Source organism: Acidovorax sp. GW821-FHT11A03, assembly GCF_058809075.1.
Window position 1 is genome coordinate 423,195 of record NZ_JBXASG010000006.1, and the last position, 17,124, is coordinate 440,318.

The 17,124-nt window shown below is 68.1% G+C and carries 13 protein-coding genes; 3 read left to right on the forward strand and 10 right to left on the reverse strand.

From position 1 onward, the window contains the following. Positions 1-47: 47 nt before the first annotated feature. Positions 48-944: a dienelactone hydrolase family protein gene (locus AC1RVY_RS17685; RefSeq protein ID WP_218340053.1), complete on the reverse strand. Its 897-nt coding sequence runs from the start codon at positions 942-944 to the stop codon at positions 48-50. 234 nt (positions 945-1,178) lie between these two features. On the opposite strand from AC1RVY_RS17685, the gene AC1RVY_RS17690 reads away from it, so the two are divergent. Further along, a complete protein-coding gene (locus AC1RVY_RS17690) occupies positions 1,179-3,578 on the forward strand; it encodes a sensor domain-containing diguanylate cyclase (protein ID WP_492807456.1) in 2,400 nt (799 codons plus the stop codon). A gap of 142 nt (positions 3,579-3,720) precedes the next feature. On the opposite strand, the gene AC1RVY_RS17695 is transcribed toward AC1RVY_RS17690, so the two are convergent. Together AC1RVY_RS17695 and AC1RVY_RS17700 are read right to left on the reverse strand one after the other, a co-directional pair. Then, complete coding sequence (locus AC1RVY_RS17695; protein ID WP_370627790.1) at positions 3,721-4,518, reverse strand: aspartate/glutamate racemase family protein; 798 nt, start codon at positions 4,516-4,518, stop codon at positions 3,721-3,723. A 21-nt stretch (positions 4,519-4,539) separates the two neighbouring features. After that, a complete protein-coding gene (locus tag AC1RVY_RS17700) occupies positions 4,540-5,430 on the reverse strand; it encodes a transporter substrate-binding domain-containing protein (protein ID WP_492807458.1) in 891 nt (296 codons plus the stop codon). Between the two features lie 355 nt (positions 5,431-5,785). Between AC1RVY_RS17700 and AC1RVY_RS17705 the strand changes: the two genes are divergently transcribed. Beyond that, positions 5,786-7,000 (forward strand): D-amino acid dehydrogenase, encoded by a 1,215-nt coding sequence (locus AC1RVY_RS17705; RefSeq protein ID WP_492807460.1) that lies wholly within the window; start codon positions 5,786-5,788, stop codon positions 6,998-7,000. Between the two features lie 54 nt (positions 7,001-7,054). Here AC1RVY_RS17705 and AC1RVY_RS17710 read toward each other — a convergent pair whose 3' ends face one another. From AC1RVY_RS17710 to AC1RVY_RS17735, 6 genes are all read right to left on the reverse strand, one after another. After that, the gene (locus AC1RVY_RS17710) at positions 7,055-7,981 is read right to left on the reverse strand and encodes a LysR family transcriptional regulator (protein ID WP_218295669.1); all 927 of its coding nucleotides are present in this window, start codon (positions 7,979-7,981) and stop codon (positions 7,055-7,057) included. Positions 7,982-8,102: 121 nt separating this feature from the next. Then, positions 8,103-8,735 (reverse strand): glutathione S-transferase family protein, encoded by a 633-nt coding sequence (locus tag AC1RVY_RS17715; RefSeq protein ID WP_492807462.1) that lies wholly within the window; start codon positions 8,733-8,735, stop codon positions 8,103-8,105. A 21-nt stretch (positions 8,736-8,756) separates the two neighbouring features. Then, a complete protein-coding gene (yghU, locus tag AC1RVY_RS17720) occupies positions 8,757-9,659 on the reverse strand; it encodes a glutathione-dependent disulfide-bond oxidoreductase (RefSeq protein WP_492807464.1) in 903 nt (300 codons plus the stop codon). Between the two features lie 216 nt (positions 9,660-9,875). Next, positions 9,876-10,943 (reverse strand): porin, encoded by a 1,068-nt coding sequence (locus tag AC1RVY_RS17725; RefSeq protein ID WP_492807466.1) that lies wholly within the window; start codon positions 10,941-10,943, stop codon positions 9,876-9,878. Between the two features lie 147 nt (positions 10,944-11,090). After that, positions 11,091-11,930 carry a substrate-binding domain-containing protein gene (locus AC1RVY_RS17730; RefSeq protein ID WP_492807468.1) on the reverse strand — a complete coding sequence of 280 codons (840 nt, stop codon included), beginning with the start codon at positions 11,928-11,930 and terminating at the stop codon, positions 11,091-11,093. Positions 11,931-11,973: 43 nt separating this feature from the next. Then, positions 11,974-12,948: a Bug family tripartite tricarboxylate transporter substrate binding protein gene (locus AC1RVY_RS17735; RefSeq protein WP_492807470.1), complete on the reverse strand. Its 975-nt coding sequence runs from the start codon at positions 12,946-12,948 to the stop codon at positions 11,974-11,976. 106 nt (positions 12,949-13,054) lie between these two features. Here AC1RVY_RS17735 and AC1RVY_RS17740 point away from each other — a divergent pair, with 106 nt between their 5' ends. Continuing rightward, positions 13,055-13,954 (forward strand): LysR family transcriptional regulator, encoded by a 900-nt coding sequence (locus AC1RVY_RS17740; protein WP_492807472.1) that lies wholly within the window; start codon positions 13,055-13,057, stop codon positions 13,952-13,954. A gap of 341 nt (positions 13,955-14,295) precedes the next feature. Here AC1RVY_RS17740 and polA read toward each other — a convergent pair whose 3' ends face one another. After that, on the reverse strand, positions 14,296-17,094 hold the full coding sequence (polA, locus tag AC1RVY_RS17745) for a DNA polymerase I (protein WP_492807473.1): 2,799 nt from the start codon (positions 17,092-17,094) through the stop codon (positions 14,296-14,298). Positions 17,095-17,124 lie beyond the last annotated feature (30 nt).

The following is a 17,124-nucleotide window of genomic DNA, read 5'->3' on the forward strand; positions in this document are numbered from 1 at the left end:
GGTGGCCAGGGACTTCCCCTGCCGGGCCCGCGTGGGCCCACGCTGCCTCAGGCCACGCCGTGTGTCTTGAACCAGGCGAGGGCCCGCTTCCAGCCGTCCTCGGCCGCTTCCTTGCGGTAGCTCGGGCGGTAGTCGGCATGAAAGGCATGGGGCGCGTCCGGGTACACCACGAATTCCGACGCCTTGGCCTGCGGCGAACCGCTGGCCAGCGCGGCTTTCATCTTATCAATCGTGTCAAGGGCGATGCCCGTGTCCTTCTCGCCGTACAGGCCCAGCACCGGCGCCTTGAGGATGGGCGCGATGTCCACCGGGTGCTTGGGCGTGAGTTCGCCCGGCTGCCCCACGAGGCGGCCATACCAGGCCACGCCCGCCTTCACGGGGCCATGCGCGGCGTACAGCCAGGTGATGCGGCCGCCCCAGCAAAAACCCGTGATGCCCACGCGCGCGGCGTCGCCGCCATTGGCGGTGGCCCATTGCACCGCGCCGTCCAGGTCGGCCATCACCTGCGCATCGGGCACCTTGGACACCACTTCGGCCATGAGCTTGGCCACTTCGGTGTACTGGGACGGGTCGCCCTGGCGCGCATACAGTTGCGGCGCGATGGCCAGGTACCCGGCCTTGGCGAAGCGGCGGCAGGTGTCGGCGATGTATTCGTGCACGCCAAAGATTTCCTGGATCACCAGCACCACGGGCAGGCCGGTCTTGCCGGCGGGCGCGGCGCGGTAGGCGGGCACCTTGAAGCCGTTCACGGTAAAGCTCACCTCGCCCGCCGTGAGCCCGTCCGCCGGCGTGGCGATGGCCGTCTGCGCCATGATGGGCGCGGCCGCGGCCGCATAACCCAGCCCCAGGGCAGCCTGCAGCGCGGTGCGCCGCGTGGCGCCGGCGTCGGTGCTGCGGCCGGGCAGCAGGGCCCGGGCGTCGGAATGGAGGTCGTCATTGAACATCGGGTTTCTCCAGGAAAAGAAGGATGGGCAAGGGATGGGAACCGCAGTCTAGGGGGTTTGCCGCATCCCCGCTTCCCTGGGTACCGAAAAACAGGGACCGCTGCTAGACTTTCCGCAGACCGGCACCGCACCCAGCCGCTGGCCCCCTGGTTGTGCGCCACCACGGCGCGCCCTGGGGCGGTCGATCCCTTCACCAGAGAGACCCGTGACCGCCACCTTGGGAAACCCTGCACGATGAGCCCGCCCCCACCCCGCGAAGACCCGCTGGCGCTGCCGGTGGCGGGGCTCTGCGGCGTGGGCGGGCTGGCGCTGCTGGGCTGGGCCCTGGCGGGCCAGGATGCCGGCAACGGCACCGCGCGCGCCATGCTGGCCGCCGCGGGCGTGGCGCTGGCGGCGCTGGCCCTGCTGCACGGTCGGCTGGCGCTGCGGGCCCGGCGCCTGCGCCGCGACGCCGCCGCATTGCGCCAGGCGGCCGGGCGCGCCAGCATGCAGCTGTCCGCCACCCTCGACATCCTGCCCGACGGGCTCGCGATCTACGACGCCGAAGACCGGCTCGTGCTGTGCAACGCGCAGTACCGCCAGGTGGCCGCGGACTCCGTGATGCCGCTGGAGTACGGCACCCGCTTCGAGGACGTGCTGCGCCGTGCCGCGCAATCGGGCAGGATCACCGCCGCCCTGCCCGACACCGAGGCCTGGCTGCGCGAGCGCATGGCGCGCCACCGCTCTCCGGCGGGCCCCGAGGTGCAGGAGATGCAGGGCGACCGCTGGCTGCGGATCACGGAACGTGGCCTGGACGGCGGGGGCGTGGTGGTGCTGCGCACCGACATCACCGAGGCCGTGCACAGCGAGCGCGCGCTCAAGCGGGCCCTGCACGACGCCGAGCGCGCCGAGCGCAGCCTGCGCGAGGCGGTCGACGCCATGCCGGCGGGACTCGAAATCTACGACGAGACCGACCGCCTGGTGCTGTGCAACAGCCACATGGAGCGCCTGCGGCCCCACCTGCGCTCGGAGACCTCCCTGGGCAAGACGTATGAGGAACTGCTGCGCGAGGGCCTTCGCCAGGGCATCCCCGAAGCGGCGCAGGGCCAGGAAGAGCTGTGGCTGGCGCACGAGATGGCGCTGCGGGGCCACCGCCCAGGCCCCGAGGTGCGCCATGAAGGGGGCGGCGCGTGGATCCACATGCACGAAAGCCGCACGCCGTCGGGCATGACGGTGTGCGTGCGCCTGGACATCACCGACCTCATCGAACAGCGGCAGGCGGCCGAGGCGGCCCGCCAGGAAAGCCAGCACACCCGCCAGCTGCTCGAGCGCGCCGTCGAGGCGCTGCCCGTGAGCATCGAGATCTTCGACGAGCAGGACCGGCTGGTGCTCTACAACCAGCAGCTGTCGCGCATGTACCCGCACATGAACTACGCGGAGCACCTGGGCAGGAGCTTTGCCGACATCCTGCGGCATTCGGTGGACCGGGGACTGATTCCGTCCGCCCACGGCCGCGAGGAGGCCTGGATCGCCGAGCGCCTGTCCGAGCATGGCAGCCGCACCTCCACCCTGGTGCAGCGGCTGGCCGACGGGCGCTGGATCAACATCTACGAGACCCGCACGCCCGAGAACTACGTGGTGGCGGTGCGCCTGGACATCACCGACCTGATCGAGCAGCGCCAGGCGCTGGAGGCCGCGCAGGAGGCCGCGCACAAGGCCCGCGAGCTGCTGCAGGACGCCGTGGAATCGCTGCCCGAGGGCTTTGCCCTCTTCGATGCCGACGACAGGCTCGTGGTGTGCAACGCCCAGTACCGCAAGCTGTACCCCATTTCCGCGCCCATGATCGTGCCCGGCAGCACCTTCGAGCAGATCGCGCGCTACGGTGTCGAGCGTGGCCAATACCTCGACGCGGTGGGCAACGAGGAAGACTGGATCGCGCAGCGCGTGGCCGACCACCGCTCCGCCAGCCAGGCCGTTCTGCAGCGCCTGCCCCACGGCCGGTGGCTGCAGGCCGACGAGCGGCGCACCCCGCAGGGCGGCATCGCCGGCGTGCGCACCGACGTGACGCTGCTCGTGCGCAAGGAGCAGGAACTGGCGGCCGCCAACGAGAAGCTGGCCCTGCTCTCCACCACCGATGGCGTGACGGGCATCGGCAACCGGCGCCGCTTCGACGAGCGGCTGGCCACCGAATGGCTGCGCTGCGGCCGCCACCAGGCGCCGCTGGCGGTGGTGCTGATCGACATCGACCACTTCAAGCTCTACAACGACCACTACGGCCACATCGCCGGCGACGCCTGCCTGCGCCACGTGGCGCAACTGCTGCAGGCCACCATCCGCCGCGCGGACGAGGTGGCCGCCCGCTACGGCGGTGAAGAGTTCGTGCTGCTGCTGCCCGACACCCTGCTGCCCGATGCCGTGACCGTGGCCCAGCGCTGCATGGACGGACTGCGCGAGGCCGCCCTGCCCCACCCGCGTTCGCCCACGGCCCCCATGCTCACCCTGAGCATCGGCGTGGCCAGCCTGGTGCCCCGCCCCGATACCGGATCGGACACCCTGGTGCAGGCGGCCGATGCCGCGCTGTACCGCGCCAAGCATGGCGGACGCAACCGGTTCGAGGTGTTCTCCCCGCCGCCCTCCACGCTCACCGCGGCATGAAGTCCGGCGGGTACGTGAGCGAATCCACCAGCAGCAGGTGAGGCATCCGCATGCCCGGTTTCACCAACCCTGGGTGCAATGGGCGCGGTGAAGCATTTGTCGTACACGCGGTGTGCGTGCTGAACCAGGCCATCCCCGGGATTCAGGCCGGGTGGGCCGCAGGCCGGGCGGGTGGCAGGGTCGCGTCGCGGTACGCATGCCGAGCCAATGCGCTGGCCAGCACCAGCGAGGGGTTCACCAACGCCACCCCGTCCAGGCGCGGGCTTTCGCTCAGCGCCAGCGGGATCTCGGTGCAGCCCATGATGAGCGTGGACACGCCGTGGCGCCGCTGCAGCGCCCGCGAGACGGACTCGAACCGGTCCCGCGCCAGGGCATAGTCGCCGGCCTTCACGCCGCCGTAGATGCCCTGCATCAGCGCGTCCTGCTCCGCGAGCGTGGGCACGAAGCACTCGATGCGGCTGTACGCCAGCTCGCGCTGGTACAGGCCCGCGTCGTAGGCGCCCCGGGTGGCCAGCAGGCCCACGCCCTGCACCCCGGCGGCGGCCAGGCCGCCCACCACCTCCTGCATGCCGTGCAGCACCACCATCTGCGGGAACCGCTGCTGCAGCAGGCCATGCCAGGCATGGGCCGTGTTGCAGGCAATGGCCACCACGCGGGCCCCCAGCGCCGCGAGCCGCCCCGTGGCCTGCAGCATGGGCTCGGCCGGCTGGTGCGCGCCCGCACGGGTGTCGCTCAGCGCCGCCGTGCGGTCCGGGATCGGCACCTGCGCCAGCCAGTGCTCGGGATAGGCCTGGTCGTGCACGGGAATGCCCAGCGCGCCCATGCGCTCGGTACAGGCCTGCACGAACAAGCGCACGAAATCAGCCCCCGCGGCGGGGCCCATGCCCCCGAGGATTCCCACCACCTGCGGCAGCGGGCCGTGGCTTGCGGACACTGGCATGTGCTCTCTGCGGCTCGCGCCTCAAAGGGCCGGCTTGTCGCTCTGCGCCACCAGGTTCTCGCGCAGCTCGGTGCTCATGGGCAGGTTGAGGTTCTGGTTGCGTGGCGGCACGGGCGAGCTGAACCACTTGGTGTAGAGCTTCTCGAATTCGCCGGACTTCATCATGGTGCCGATCACGCCGTTGACGAGCGCCTGGAACTGCGGGTCGTCCTTGCGCAGCATGCAGGCGTAGGGCTCGACCTGCAGCGAGTCGCCCACCACCGCCCAATCGGCCGGATTGCGCACATTGCCCATCAGGCCGAAGAGCAGGATGTCGTCCATGGCGAACGCCTCGGCGCGGCCGCTGTCCACCAGCAGCACGGCATCGTCGTGGTCCTTGCCCAGCACGATGTCCAGATCGAGGTTGTTGTCCCGGCTGTACTTGCGCAGCACCTGCGCATTGGTGGTGCCGGAGGTGCTCGCCACCTTCTTCTTGGCCAGGTCGGCGTAGTTCTTCACGCCCGACGACTTCTTGGTCAGCAGGCGCGTGCCGGTGTAGAAGTAGTTGATGGCGAACTGCACGTCCTTGCCGCGCGTGCTGTTGTTGGTGGTGGAGCCGCATTCCAGGTCGATGGTGCCGTTCTGCAGCAGCGGGATGCGGTTCTGCGAGGTGACCGCCTGCAGCTCCACCTTGAGCGCAGGGTTGTTCACGCGCTTCTTCACCGCGTCGACCACCGCGTTGGTGATGTCCACCGCGAAGCCCACCGGCGCGCCCGGGCCGGCCAGGTAGCTGAAGGGCACCGACGACTCGCGGTAGGCCACGGTGATCTTGCCCGACTCGGCAACCTTCTTGAGGGTGTCGGCACTGGCCGCGGTGCTGGCCAGCAGTCCGGTGGCCACGATGGCGGCGGTGGTGAGGGCAGAGAGCTTCATGGAAATCCCTTTGTGCAAAAGCAGATGGATGGAGGGGGAGCAAGCGAACGAAGGTGAATCATGGAATGAATGCGGAAAATCCGGACGCAGGGGCACTTTAGGAATTTGCGCCGCCCTTGAACAATTCATTTGCACGGGTAGGCCATGACGAAAAGTTATGCCGCCAGACTGGTGCACGCCATCGCACCATCCGCGTGCCTCTTTCCACGAGGCCCTCGCAACTTCCGCACCCGCGCGCCCCCTTCCCGTGCGCGCATCCACATAACTTCCCGGCATGGCTGCCCCGCGCATTGGCATTGTTCAGGCGCCGGCCCGCGCCCTACATTGCGCTTCCATCCACCCAAAAGCCCACAAGATGCAGGTATGTGTCCTCGGCGCAGGCATCGTCGGCCTGGCCACCGCGTATGAACTCCACCAGCGCGGCATGCAGGTGACCGTGGTCGACCAGGCCCAGCCCGGCGCCGGCGCCAGCGGCGGCAACGGTGCGCAGCTGAGCTACAGCTACGTGCAGCCGCTCGCGGACGCGGGCATCTGGGCCCAGCTGCCCCGGCTGCTGCTGTCGCCCCAGTCCCCGCTCAAGCTGCGCCCGCAGTGGGACCCCCACCAGTGGCGCTGGGGCGTGGCGTTCCTGCGCGCCTGCAACCGGCGCACGTCGGAGCAGAGCACCCGGCAACTGCTCGATCTGGCCGCGCTGAGCCGCCACCGGTTCGAGGCCATGCTGCGGGCCGAGCAGCTCGACTGCGACTTTTCGACCACCGGCAAGTTGGTGCTGTACGACACGCCCGCGGGCCTCGCGGGCGCGCGCCGGCAGATGGAACTGCAGCGCCCCTGGGGCCGCCCGCAGGAGGCCGTGTCCGCCGCGCGGTGCGTGGAGCTGGAACCCGCCCTCGCCCATTACGAGCGCCACATCGCGGGCGCCATCCACACGCCCAGCGAATGCGCGGCCGATTGCCTCAAGGTCTGCCAGGGCCTGCAGGACCTGCTTGCTGCGCGCGGCGTGCGCTTCGTGCTCGGCGCCCGGGTGGAGGACTTCGTGCGCGAGGGGCAGCACATCCAGGCCGTCCACACCAGCCAGGGGGCCATCGAGGCGCGGCAGTTCGTGCTGGCCTTGGGCAGTGCCAGCCATGCCGTGGCGCGGACACTGGGCGTTCGCCTCCCGGTCTACCCGCTCAAGGGCTACAGCATCACGCTCGATGCCACGGGCGACGCGGGCGCCGCGCCACGCGTCAACGTGACCGATGCGGCGCGCAAGGTGGTGTTCGCGCGCATCGGCCAGCGCCTGCGCGTGGCGGGCATGGCGGAACTGGTGGGGCACGATGCGCAGATTCCTCCCGCGCGCATCCGCAGCCTGTGCCAGGCCACGAGCGCGGTCTTTCCACGCTGCAGCGACTTTGGCGAGCTGCGCCCCTGGACGGGCATGCGCCCGGCCACGCCCACCGGCGTGCCCGTGGTGGGCCGCCATGTCCGTGCGCCCGCCAACCTGCTGCTGAACACGGGGCACGGCGCCCTGGGTTTCACCCTCGCGTTCGGCACCGCGGCCCAGGTGGCGCAGCTGCTCGCGCCGGCCTGAGCGTACGGCGCTGCCCGTGCCCGCCGCGGCGGGCTGCGGGAGCGCGCCGCCAGCTCAATCGGCCACGGGCAGGCCCACGGATTCCATGGTCTCGGCCACCGCCTGGCGCATGCAACGCGTCATGGCGCTGGCCAGCAGCGAGCTGGGCCGGTTCACGGTGCGCAGCGACTTGATGGGCACGGCGATATGGGGCGCGAGCGCCAGCACGTCGACCTTGCCGCGGTCCGCCGATGCGGCGGTGCACGCATCCACCACCGCCACCGCATGCCCGTGGTGCGCCAGCGCCAACGCCGCGTGGTAGGTCTGCACGGTGATCGCCGTCTTCAGGCCCACGCCCGCTTCGCGGCACGCATGGTTGACCACGGTGCCGATGGGGTCGCGCACGTCCAGGCGCACCACGGGCGTCTCCGCCAGATCGGCCAGGTGCACGGTGCCCGAGCGCACCAGCGCCGCATCGAGCATGCCCTTGGGCGCCACGCAGAGCATGCGCCCATCGGCCAGATGCTCCTGCGTGAGCGAGGGGTGCGCCACGGCGCTGAACACGAAGCCCACGTCGGCTTCCTGCAGCACCAGGGCCGAGACGATCTGGGGCGAATGCAGCGCATCGATGGTGATCACCACGTCCGGGTGCGCCTGGCGAAAGAACCGCAGCGCGCGCGGCAGCACTTCGTAGCTCAGCGCCAGCACGCTCAGGATGTGCAGCTCGCCTTCGCGCCGGTCGCTCTTCAAGCTGTTGGCCAGGCGCTGCACGTCGTCGAGCTGGGTGAACAGGCGCTCGATGTGGGGGTAGAGGGTCTGCGCCTCGGTGGTGGGCACCAGCCGGCCCTTGAGGCGGTGGAACAGCGGAAAACCGAGCTGCAGCTCCGCGTGGGCGAGGATGCGGCTCACGGCGGGCTGGGTGACGTTGATGAGGCGGGCCGCCGCGCTCACACTGCCGGTGAGCATGACGGCGTTGAAAACTTCTATGTGGCGAAGGCGCATGGTGCAACGATGCAAGGAACGCGCCGGGCACGCAATCCTTGAATCTCCCCATTGCGGAAACGGGCTGCGGCAGCCCGGTCGGGCGGCTAGCTGGCGGCCGTAACGGTTCTCTCAGCTACAGCTACAACGACATCGACGGCCGCGCCGCCATGGCCGCGCGCCAGCGCAGCAGGTGCGGGTGCTGCTCGCCCGGCTTGTGCTTGACCACGCGCGCAAAGTCCACCGCCACCACGGCCGTGATGTCGGCCACGCTGAAGCGGTCGGTGGCCATGAAGTCGCGCCCCGCCAGGCGCTCGTTGAGCAGCTGAAAGAACTGCCCCACCCGCACCAGCCCACGCTCGGCCAGGGCCGGGATCTGCGGATAGTCCACCGCGCCCGGCAGCGCCCGGTTGGCCATGGCGGGCGCGCTGTTGCGCAGCGCCTCGGCAATGGCCTGCAGGCCCTCGAACTCCATGCGCCAGTTCCAGCTAGCGATCTCGGCCTTCTCTGCAGGCGTCTCGCCCAGCAGTGCAGGCTGCGGGTAGCGCGCTTCGAGATACGCGGTGATCGCCGCGTTGTCGGTCAGCAGCAAACCCTCTTCGGTGCGCAACGCGGGCACCGTGCACTGCGGGTTGATGCGCCGGTAGGCCTCGCCCAGTTGCTCGCCATTGCGCAGGTCCACCTGCACGGTGTCGTGGGCAACGCCCTTTTCTGCCAGCAGGATGCGCGCACGGCGCGGGCTGGGCGCGGTGGCGCAGTCGTACAAAGTGATCATGGTGACGCCTTGCAAAAAAACTCAGCGTGCGGGTGAAGAAGCTGCTGCCGCCGCCTCGATCTTGTCCTGCGTCTTGGTGTCAAAGTCGCTGGCGTCATGCCGCTCGCGCAACTGGCTGGCCGGGTCGCCATTGACGCGGTTGACCTTGCGCCCGCGCTGCACCGCCGGGCGCTTGGCGACTTGCTCGGCCCAGCGCACCACATGCGTGTACTCGTGCACCTGCAAGAACTCGCCTGCGTTGTAGGCCTGCCCTTTCACCAGCAAGCCATACCAGGGCCAGATCGCGATGTCCGCCACCGTGTACTCATCCCCCGCCACATACTCGGTCACTGCCAGGCGCTGGTTCAGCACATCCAGCTGGCGCTTGGCCTCCATCGCATAGCGGTCAATCGCATATTCGATCTTGACCGGCGCATAGGCATAGAAATGCCCAAACCCACCGCCCACAAACGGCGCACTGCCCATCTGCCAGAACAGCCACGACAGGCACTCGGCCCGCGCCGCGCCATCCTTTGGCAAGAAGGCGCTGCCGAACTTCTCGGCCAGGTACATCAGGATGGCGCCGGACTCAAACACGCGCACTGGGTGGGCCGGATCCGTGCGGTCCAGCAGTGCAGGGATCTTGGAGTTGGGGTTCACAGAAACAAACCCGCTACCGAACTGCTCCCCCTCGTTGATGCGAATCAGCCACGCGTCGTACTCCGCGCCGCTGTGGCCCAGCGCGAGCAGCTCTTCCAGCATCACCGTCACCTTCACGCCATTGGGCGTGCCCAGCGAATACAGCTGCAGCGGGTGCCGCCCCACGGGCAATTCCTTGTCGTGCGTGGCACCAGCAATGGGCCGGTTGATGCTGGCGAAACGGCCGCCGTTTTCCTTGTTCCATTGCCAGATGGCGGGTGGGGTGTAGGGGGTGGGATCGGGCATGCAGGGGCTCCAGGCAAATGTGGGAGAGGCGGCCATGCGGCCACGGGTTGCCTCACGAGTTTAGCGGCGACCCTGCGCGCCTGCATGGCTACCCCCCATGCCCTTTCCGGCGTCCGCTTCCAGACTCTTTCATGCAGCAGGGCAATGCCGGGGGCACCGCAGAGCGGGGTCGACCAGGCAGCCTCGGTGGCCAGCACCGGAGGACCGCGGCGCGGCTCAGAACGTATGCGCGATGCCGCTGCTGATCCCAGTGGCTCGGCTCTTGGCGGCCGCGCCCTGGTAGCCCGCGCGCCAGCGGGTACGGTCCAGCTCGGCGTAGAGCTTGGTGCGGCGTGAGAATTTATATTCTGCAAACAGCATGGTCCGGCTGTACCCGTCCTCCCTGGCCCCGGTGCGCTCGCGCTCCACGCGATACCACGCCGCTGTGAGGTCGATCGTGTTCGTCGCCGACCAGGTAGCGCCGGCCGAATGGGTGCGCTGCCCGGTGCGGGCCGCTGCTGACGTCTGCGCATGGCTGCGCGCGGTGTTGACCGCCAGGCGCACGCTGCCGAACTGGTAGGCAGCGCCCAGCGTGGCGGCACGCAGCGGCAGGTCTGCCGCCGTGGTGAACCGCTGGAACGCCCCCGAGATGACCCAGCCCCCGGCCGTGTACGCCAGGCCGGCACCGGCCGAGTGCTGGGCGGCGGTGGACCCGGCGTTTTCACCCACGCTGTACATCGCCCGGGCCGTGACCGGACCGAAGAAACCGGTGTATTTGAAGGAGTTGTCCAGCCGGTACGACCCGCTCGAAGACCCGGTGGCACCGTACTCCATCCCGAGGCCATGGTTGCTCAAGGCCGCAGTGACGATGCTGGGATTGAAGGCCGCAAAGCGCATACCCACGGCATCCACCGGGCTGACGGCATCGGCCAGCAGATTGGTCTGGCGCCCAAGGGTGACCTGCCCCCACGAACCACCGACGCCAACGATGGCGGCTCGATCAAAGAACTTGGTGACGTTGGCCGTGCTGCCCGTGTCCACGTTCAGGCCCGTCTCCAGGTTGAAGAGCGCGTACATGCCATCGCCCAGGTCCTCGCGGCTGCGGAACCCGATGCGGCTGGTGTTGTCGACCCCGCTGGCCAGGCCGGTGGCCGACGCGGCGGCCGGTGCGTTGGCGGAGGTCATGCCCGAGGTGTGCCGCACGCTGGCGTCGACAATGCCATACACGGTGGGGCCACCCTGCTGGGCAAATGCGAAGGCCGGCGCACTCAGTGCGGCGACGAGGACAGGAATCAAGCGGGTCATAGGACTCTTTTGTCGTTGTAGTGATGTGCGCGCAGCCGCCAGCCGCACCGTGCAAAGCCGGTGCCTGTCGTGTCTGAGGTGCGCGCAGGAAGGGGCATGCGCCCCGGGCGCAGGGGGCGTGCCTGGGCGGTGCCGGGAGTCGCCGCGTCAGCGAGCGCTGGCGGGCTCCATGCCGGTACTGCGAATGATGGGTGCTGCAGCCGACGCCGAAAGGAAGCGGATCAGATGGCGGGCCGCTTCCGGATTGGCCGACCCAGCCGCCACCCCGGCCGAGAAAAACACGCGCTGCTGCACTTCGTCCGGCAACGGGCCGACAAACTCCAGCTCCTTGAACGGCAACAGCTCACTCACCTGCTGAAAGCCGATCTCGGCATCGCCGCGCAGCACCACCGCGCCCACGCGTTCGCTGAATATCTTGGTGGCCTTGTCCTTGATCTGCTCCGCGACACCCAGACGCGGGAACAATTCGGTCGACAGATAGACGCCGCTCGCGCTGGCCGAGTAGGCGATGGATTTGGCATCGAGCAGCGTCTTCTTGAGCGCATCGACCGTGCTGATGTCGGGCTTGGGCGTGCCCTTGCGCACGCTCATGCCGATCATCGAACGCGCGAGATCCACGCGGCTGCCCTGCTGCACCTTGCCCTGGGCAATGAGTGCCTCCAGGCCCGAATAGGCCAGGATGACGATATCGAACTGCTCGTTGCGGGCAAAACGGCTCGGGATCGAATCGGGCGCGTTGCCCATGGATGCACCCCGCTCCGTGACCACCTTGTGGCCGGTGGCCTGCTCGTACAGCGGGATCAACTGGTCGTACGCAGCCGAGAAGCCGCCCGATGTGACCACGCGGATCTCTGCGGCCTGGACGCTGGCCGGCACGGCGCCCGCCATGCCCAGGCCCACCGCCAGCGCGGTGCCCAGCATGGCGTTCAGGAATCGTCGGCGCGGCGCCCGCGGAGGCCGGGTAGTCGTCGAATGGACGGATTGCATGTCTTGTCTCCTGATGTCTTGTTGGAATGCGGGGCGCTGCGCCTCAGTCCGCAGTGATCTTTCGCTCGCGCACGATGCGGCCCCACTTGCCGTGCTCTGCCGCGATGAACTTGCCCAGTTCTTCCCGCGTGCCGGGCGCAGCCGTCTGGCCGTGCTTGAGGAGGTTTTCGCGTACCTCGGGGGTGTTGAGCACCTTCACCAGCTCGACATTCCAGCGGTCGAGCAACGGCTTGGGCGTTTTGGCCGAAGCCACGAACGCATACCAGTTGGTGGCATTGAAGCCCGGGAACGTCTCGGCCACCGTGGGCACATTGGGCAGGTAGGCGGGGCGGGTCAGCCCGGTGGTGGCCAGCGGCACCAGCTTGCCCGATTCGATGTGGGGCAGCGCCGTTGGAGGGGCCGCATAAAACGACGTGACCCGCTCGCCCAGCACATCCTGCAGCGCCGGGGCGCCGCCCTTGTAGGGCACATGCACGGTATCGATCCTGGCCACATCGTTAAGCAGCTCGCCCGCTAGGTGGGAGGCAGACCCAGGGCCGGTCGAGGCAAAGTCGAGCTTGCCAGGCTCACGCTTGGCCTTGGCCACAAATTCGCCCAGGGTCTTGATGCCGGTGCTGGCCGGCACCACCAGCACATTGGGGAAGCTCACGCCCATGGTGATGGGCGACAGATCCTTGAGCGGGTCGTAGCGCACGGCCATGAAATGGGGCGCGATGGTGAGCGGCCCGATCGACCCAAACAGCAGCACCGAACCATCCGATGGACCGGTGGCGACCTGCGTGTGCGCCAGATTGCCGCCCGCGCCCGGCTTGTTGTCCACCACCACGCTCTGGCCAATGTTTTCGCCCAGCTTCTTGGCAATCAGCCGCGCAGCGATATCCGCCGAACCGCCGGCGGCAAAGCCCACGACCAGGGTGACCGGCTTTTTGGGAGGGAAGTCTTGAGCCTGGGCTGTGGTGTAAGCCAGCGCAAGGCTGACCGCCAGGGTGGCCGCCGCGATCATTGAACGTCGTTGCATTTGGGTGGTTTCCAGAAGCGGCCGAAGCACGGTCGGCCTTGCTAGGAGCGCAAGTCTAGGCAGGGCACAATGGTCTGTGAATTGCAATTTAAGGAGCGACTGTTGCATGGCACGCATCAAATTCGATATGGGTGAACTGCAGGCATTCGTGGCCACTGCAGAGAAGGCGAGCTTCCGGCTTGCCGCCGAAGCGCTATGCCTGTCGGCACCCGCCTTGAGCCGGCGCGTGGAGCGGCTGGAGCTGGCCCTGGGCGTGCGACTGCTGGAGCGCACCACCCGCAGCGTGGAACTGACCGCCATCGGCCAGGAGTTTCTGCACGAGGCTCGCACCGCGCTGGCCGGGCTGGATGCGGCCGTGCAGCGCGTGAGCGACCAGGTACACCTGCGCCGGGGGCGGGTCACGATTGCTTGCATCCCGTCGGTGGCCAGCCATCTCCTGCCCCGTGTGCTGCGCGGCTTTGCAGTCGCGCAACCTGAAGTGCAGGTGCATGTCATGGACGAAAGCGCAAGCCAGGTCCTGGACGTCGTGCTCAGCGGCGCGGCCGATTTCGGGCTCAGCTTCACGGGAAGTCAGGAGTCTGCCGTTCGCTTTGAAGCCCTGACCAAAGAGCGCTACATGCTGGCCATGCCGCGCAGCCACCGCTGGGCCAAGCGCAAGGAAGTGCCCTGGGCCGAACTGGCCGGGATGCGGCTGGTGTCGGTATCGCGCGACAGCGCCAACCGCCTGCTGCTGGACCAGGCCACGGCCGACCTGCCCGAGAAACCGGTAGCTTGGTACGAATGCAATCACGTGGCGGGCGCGCTGGCCCTGGTGGAGGGTGGCCTGGGGCTGGCCGTTCTGCCCCAGCTGGCACTGCCGCCTGCTCACGCCGAGGTCTGCGGCGTGCCCCTCAGCGCACCCGACTTGTGGCGCACCCTGGGTCTGCTGCAGCGGCGCGACCGTGTGCTGTCACCTGCGGCTGACGCGTTGAGGGCACGGGTGAAGCAGTTGCACGGCGCGGGTTGAGGAAGAACCGGCAGCCGCAATGCGTACTCTGGTGTGGCTTACCCACGGGCAATTCACCGTCACACGGCGCACCAGCGATGCGGGCTTGATGCTGGCTGCACCTTCCGAACCTGGAGAGGCTTGTCTTTGGAGTACCACCTCACTTCGAAGGTCGGCTGTTCGTGTTCTCACCCAGGGCGTAAACGGGTCTTGCGAGCAGCTAACTAGCCGCTTGTCTCTCCAGCGAGACGGCGACGCAGGCAACGACATAAAATTTGATAGCTGCCAGCGATTGCTGGATAAGCGCCGGCGGGCAAAAATACCGAAATTTCTGCCTCCCCGCGTCGGTCCTCTCCTGGGCCTCAGTGGGCCTTGTCCCAATTCGCCCCCACCCCCACCTCGGCCAGCAGCGGCACCTTCAGCGCAGCCACCTCCGCCATCAGGCGCGGGATGTGACTCTTGAGCCAGTCCACCTCGCCCTCGGGCAGCTCGAACACCAGTTCGTCGTGCACCTGCATGATCATTTGGATGCCCGGCTTGTGCGCGTCCAGCTCCTTCTGAACCGCCACCATCGCCAGCTTGATCAGATCGGCCGCCGTACCTTGCATAGGGGCGTTGATGGCAGCGCGCTCGGCCCCTGCGCGGCGGGGGCCGTTGGGGGAGTTGATCTCGGGCAGGTACAGGCGACGGCCAAACACGGTTTCGACATAGCCCATGGACTTGGCGGCGGCCTTGGTGTCGTCCATGTACTGCTTCACGCCGGGGTAGCGCTGGAAGTATTTGTCGATATATGCCGCTGCGGCCTTGGTTTCTATCCCTAAGTTCTTGGCCAGGCCGAAGCCGCTCATGCCGTAGATCAGGCCGAAGTTGATGACCTTGGCGTAGCGGCGCTGTTCGCTGCTGACCTGCTCCACCTCGACGCCAAACACCTCGGCCGCCGTGGCGCGGTGCACGTCCAGGCCCGCGTGGAAGGCGTGCAGCAGCGAGTGGTCGCCGCTGAGGTGCGCCATGATGCGCAGCTCGATCTGCGAGTAGTCGGCGCTGGCGATCACGCGGCCTGCGGGAGCGACGAAGGCCTCGCGCACGCGGCGGCCTTCGGGGGTGCGGATGGGGATGTTCTGCAGGTTGGGGTCGTTGCTCGACAGGCGCCCCGTCACCGCCACGGCCTGCGCGTAGTGGGTGTGCACGCGGCCCGTTCGCGGCAGCGCCAGCTGGGCCAGCTTGTCGGTGTAGGTGCCTTTGAGCTTGCTCAAGGATCGGTGCTCCAGCAGCTTGGCGGGCAGGGGGTAGTCCTCGGCCAGTTTTTCCAGCACCTCTTCGTCGGTGCTGCGCGCGCCGGTGGCGGTCTTTTTGACCACGGGCATGCCCAGCTTGTCGAAGAAGATTTCGCCCAGTTGCTTGGGGCTGCTCAGGTTGAAGGGCTGGCCTGCGATCTCGTACGCCTCGGTTTCGAGCTGCAGGATGCGCTGGCCCAGCTCGTGGCTCTGCGTGGCCAGGGTGGGCGCATCGATCAGCACGCCGTTGCGCTCGATGCGGTACAGCGCCTCGCTGCTCTGCATCTCCAGCTCGTAGATGAAGCGCAGCTTGTCGTCCGCCTGCAGCAGCGGCCACAGCGCGTTGTGCACGTCCAGGGTCTGGTCCGAGTCTTCACACGAGTAGGCGGCGGCCTTGTCCACGGGCACCTGGGCAAACGGGATCTGGTGCGCGCCCTTGCCGCACAGGTCTTCATACGTGATGCCTTTGCGGCCGGTGTGGCGCTCGGCCAGGCTGGTCAGGTTGTGGGGCTTGTGCACTTCGAGCACGTAGCTTTGCAGCATGGTGTCGTGCGCGTAGCCCTGCACCTCGATGCCGTGGTTGGCGAACACATGGCGGTCGTACTTGATGTGCTGGCCCAGCTTGTGGTGCTTGGCGTTCTCCAGCCAGGGCTTGAGGCGGGCGAGCACTTCATCCAGCGGCAACTGCGCGGGGGCGTCGGGGCCTTCGTGCCGCAGGGGGATGTAGGCAGCTTCGCCGGGCTGCACGCTGAAAGAGATGCCGACGATTTGCGCGCGCATTTCGTCGAGGGAGTCTGTTTCGGTGTCGATGGCCGTGAGCGGGGCTTTGTGCAGTCGCTCCAGCCACTGGTCAAAGTCGGCCCAGTTGAGGATGGTGTCGTACACCACGGTGCGGTGCTGGGCTTCTTCGGCCACGGTGCTGGCGGAGTGGTCGGCAAACAGGTCGCCGCTTTGGCCGGGCATGGCGACGGTGGGGGCTGTAGCCGCTGGGGCGGCTGCACCTTTGATGGCGGCAGCCAGGCCCTTGAAGCCGTATTGTTCGTAAAACGGCAGCAGGCCGGTGTTGTCTGGCGCGTCCAGCGTGATGTCGTCAAACGCGGGCAGGCCGGGGATGTAGTCGGCCAGCGCGCAATCGGTCTTCATGGTGACAAGCTGACGGCTCAATGCCAGCTGACCGCTGGCAATCGCCTCGCGCAGATTGTTGCCCGCCACGCCCTTGATGGCGTCGGCGTTGGCAATCAAGCTGTCGAGCGAGCCATATTCTTCAAGCCACTTGGCGGCGGTCTTGGGCCCTACCTTGGCAACGCCGGGCACGTTGTCCACGGTGTCGCCCACCAGCGCCTGGTAGTCCACCATCAGCGCAGGCGGCACGCCAAACTCTGCCGTCACGCCCGCCACATCGCGGCGCTTGCCGCTCATGGTGTCGATGATGGTGATGTGCTCGTTGACCAGTTGGCTCAAATCTTTGTCGCCGCTCGACACGATGACTTCAATGCCCTGCGCGGCCGCCACATTGGCCAAGGTGGCGATCACGTCGTCGGCCTCCACGCCAGGCACGGCCACCACCTTCCAGCCCAGCAGGTCCACCACCTCGTGGATGGGCTCGATCTGGCTGCGCAGGTCGTCTGGCATGGGCGAGCGCGTGGCCTTGTATTCGGTGTAAAGGGCATCGCGAAAGGTGGGGCCCGAGGCGTCGAACACGCACACGGCATAGTCGGCCGTCACCTCCTTGCGCAGCGCCTGCATCATGTTGATCATGCCCCGGATGGCGCCCGTGGCGGCACTGGTCGGGTCGCCCGGCACGGCCCGCAGGTCGGGCATGGCGTGGAAGGCGCGGTAGAGGTAGCTGGAACCGTCCACCAGCACCAGGGTCTTTTTGTTGCTCATGCGGCAATTGTGCACGGCCAAGCCCCGCCC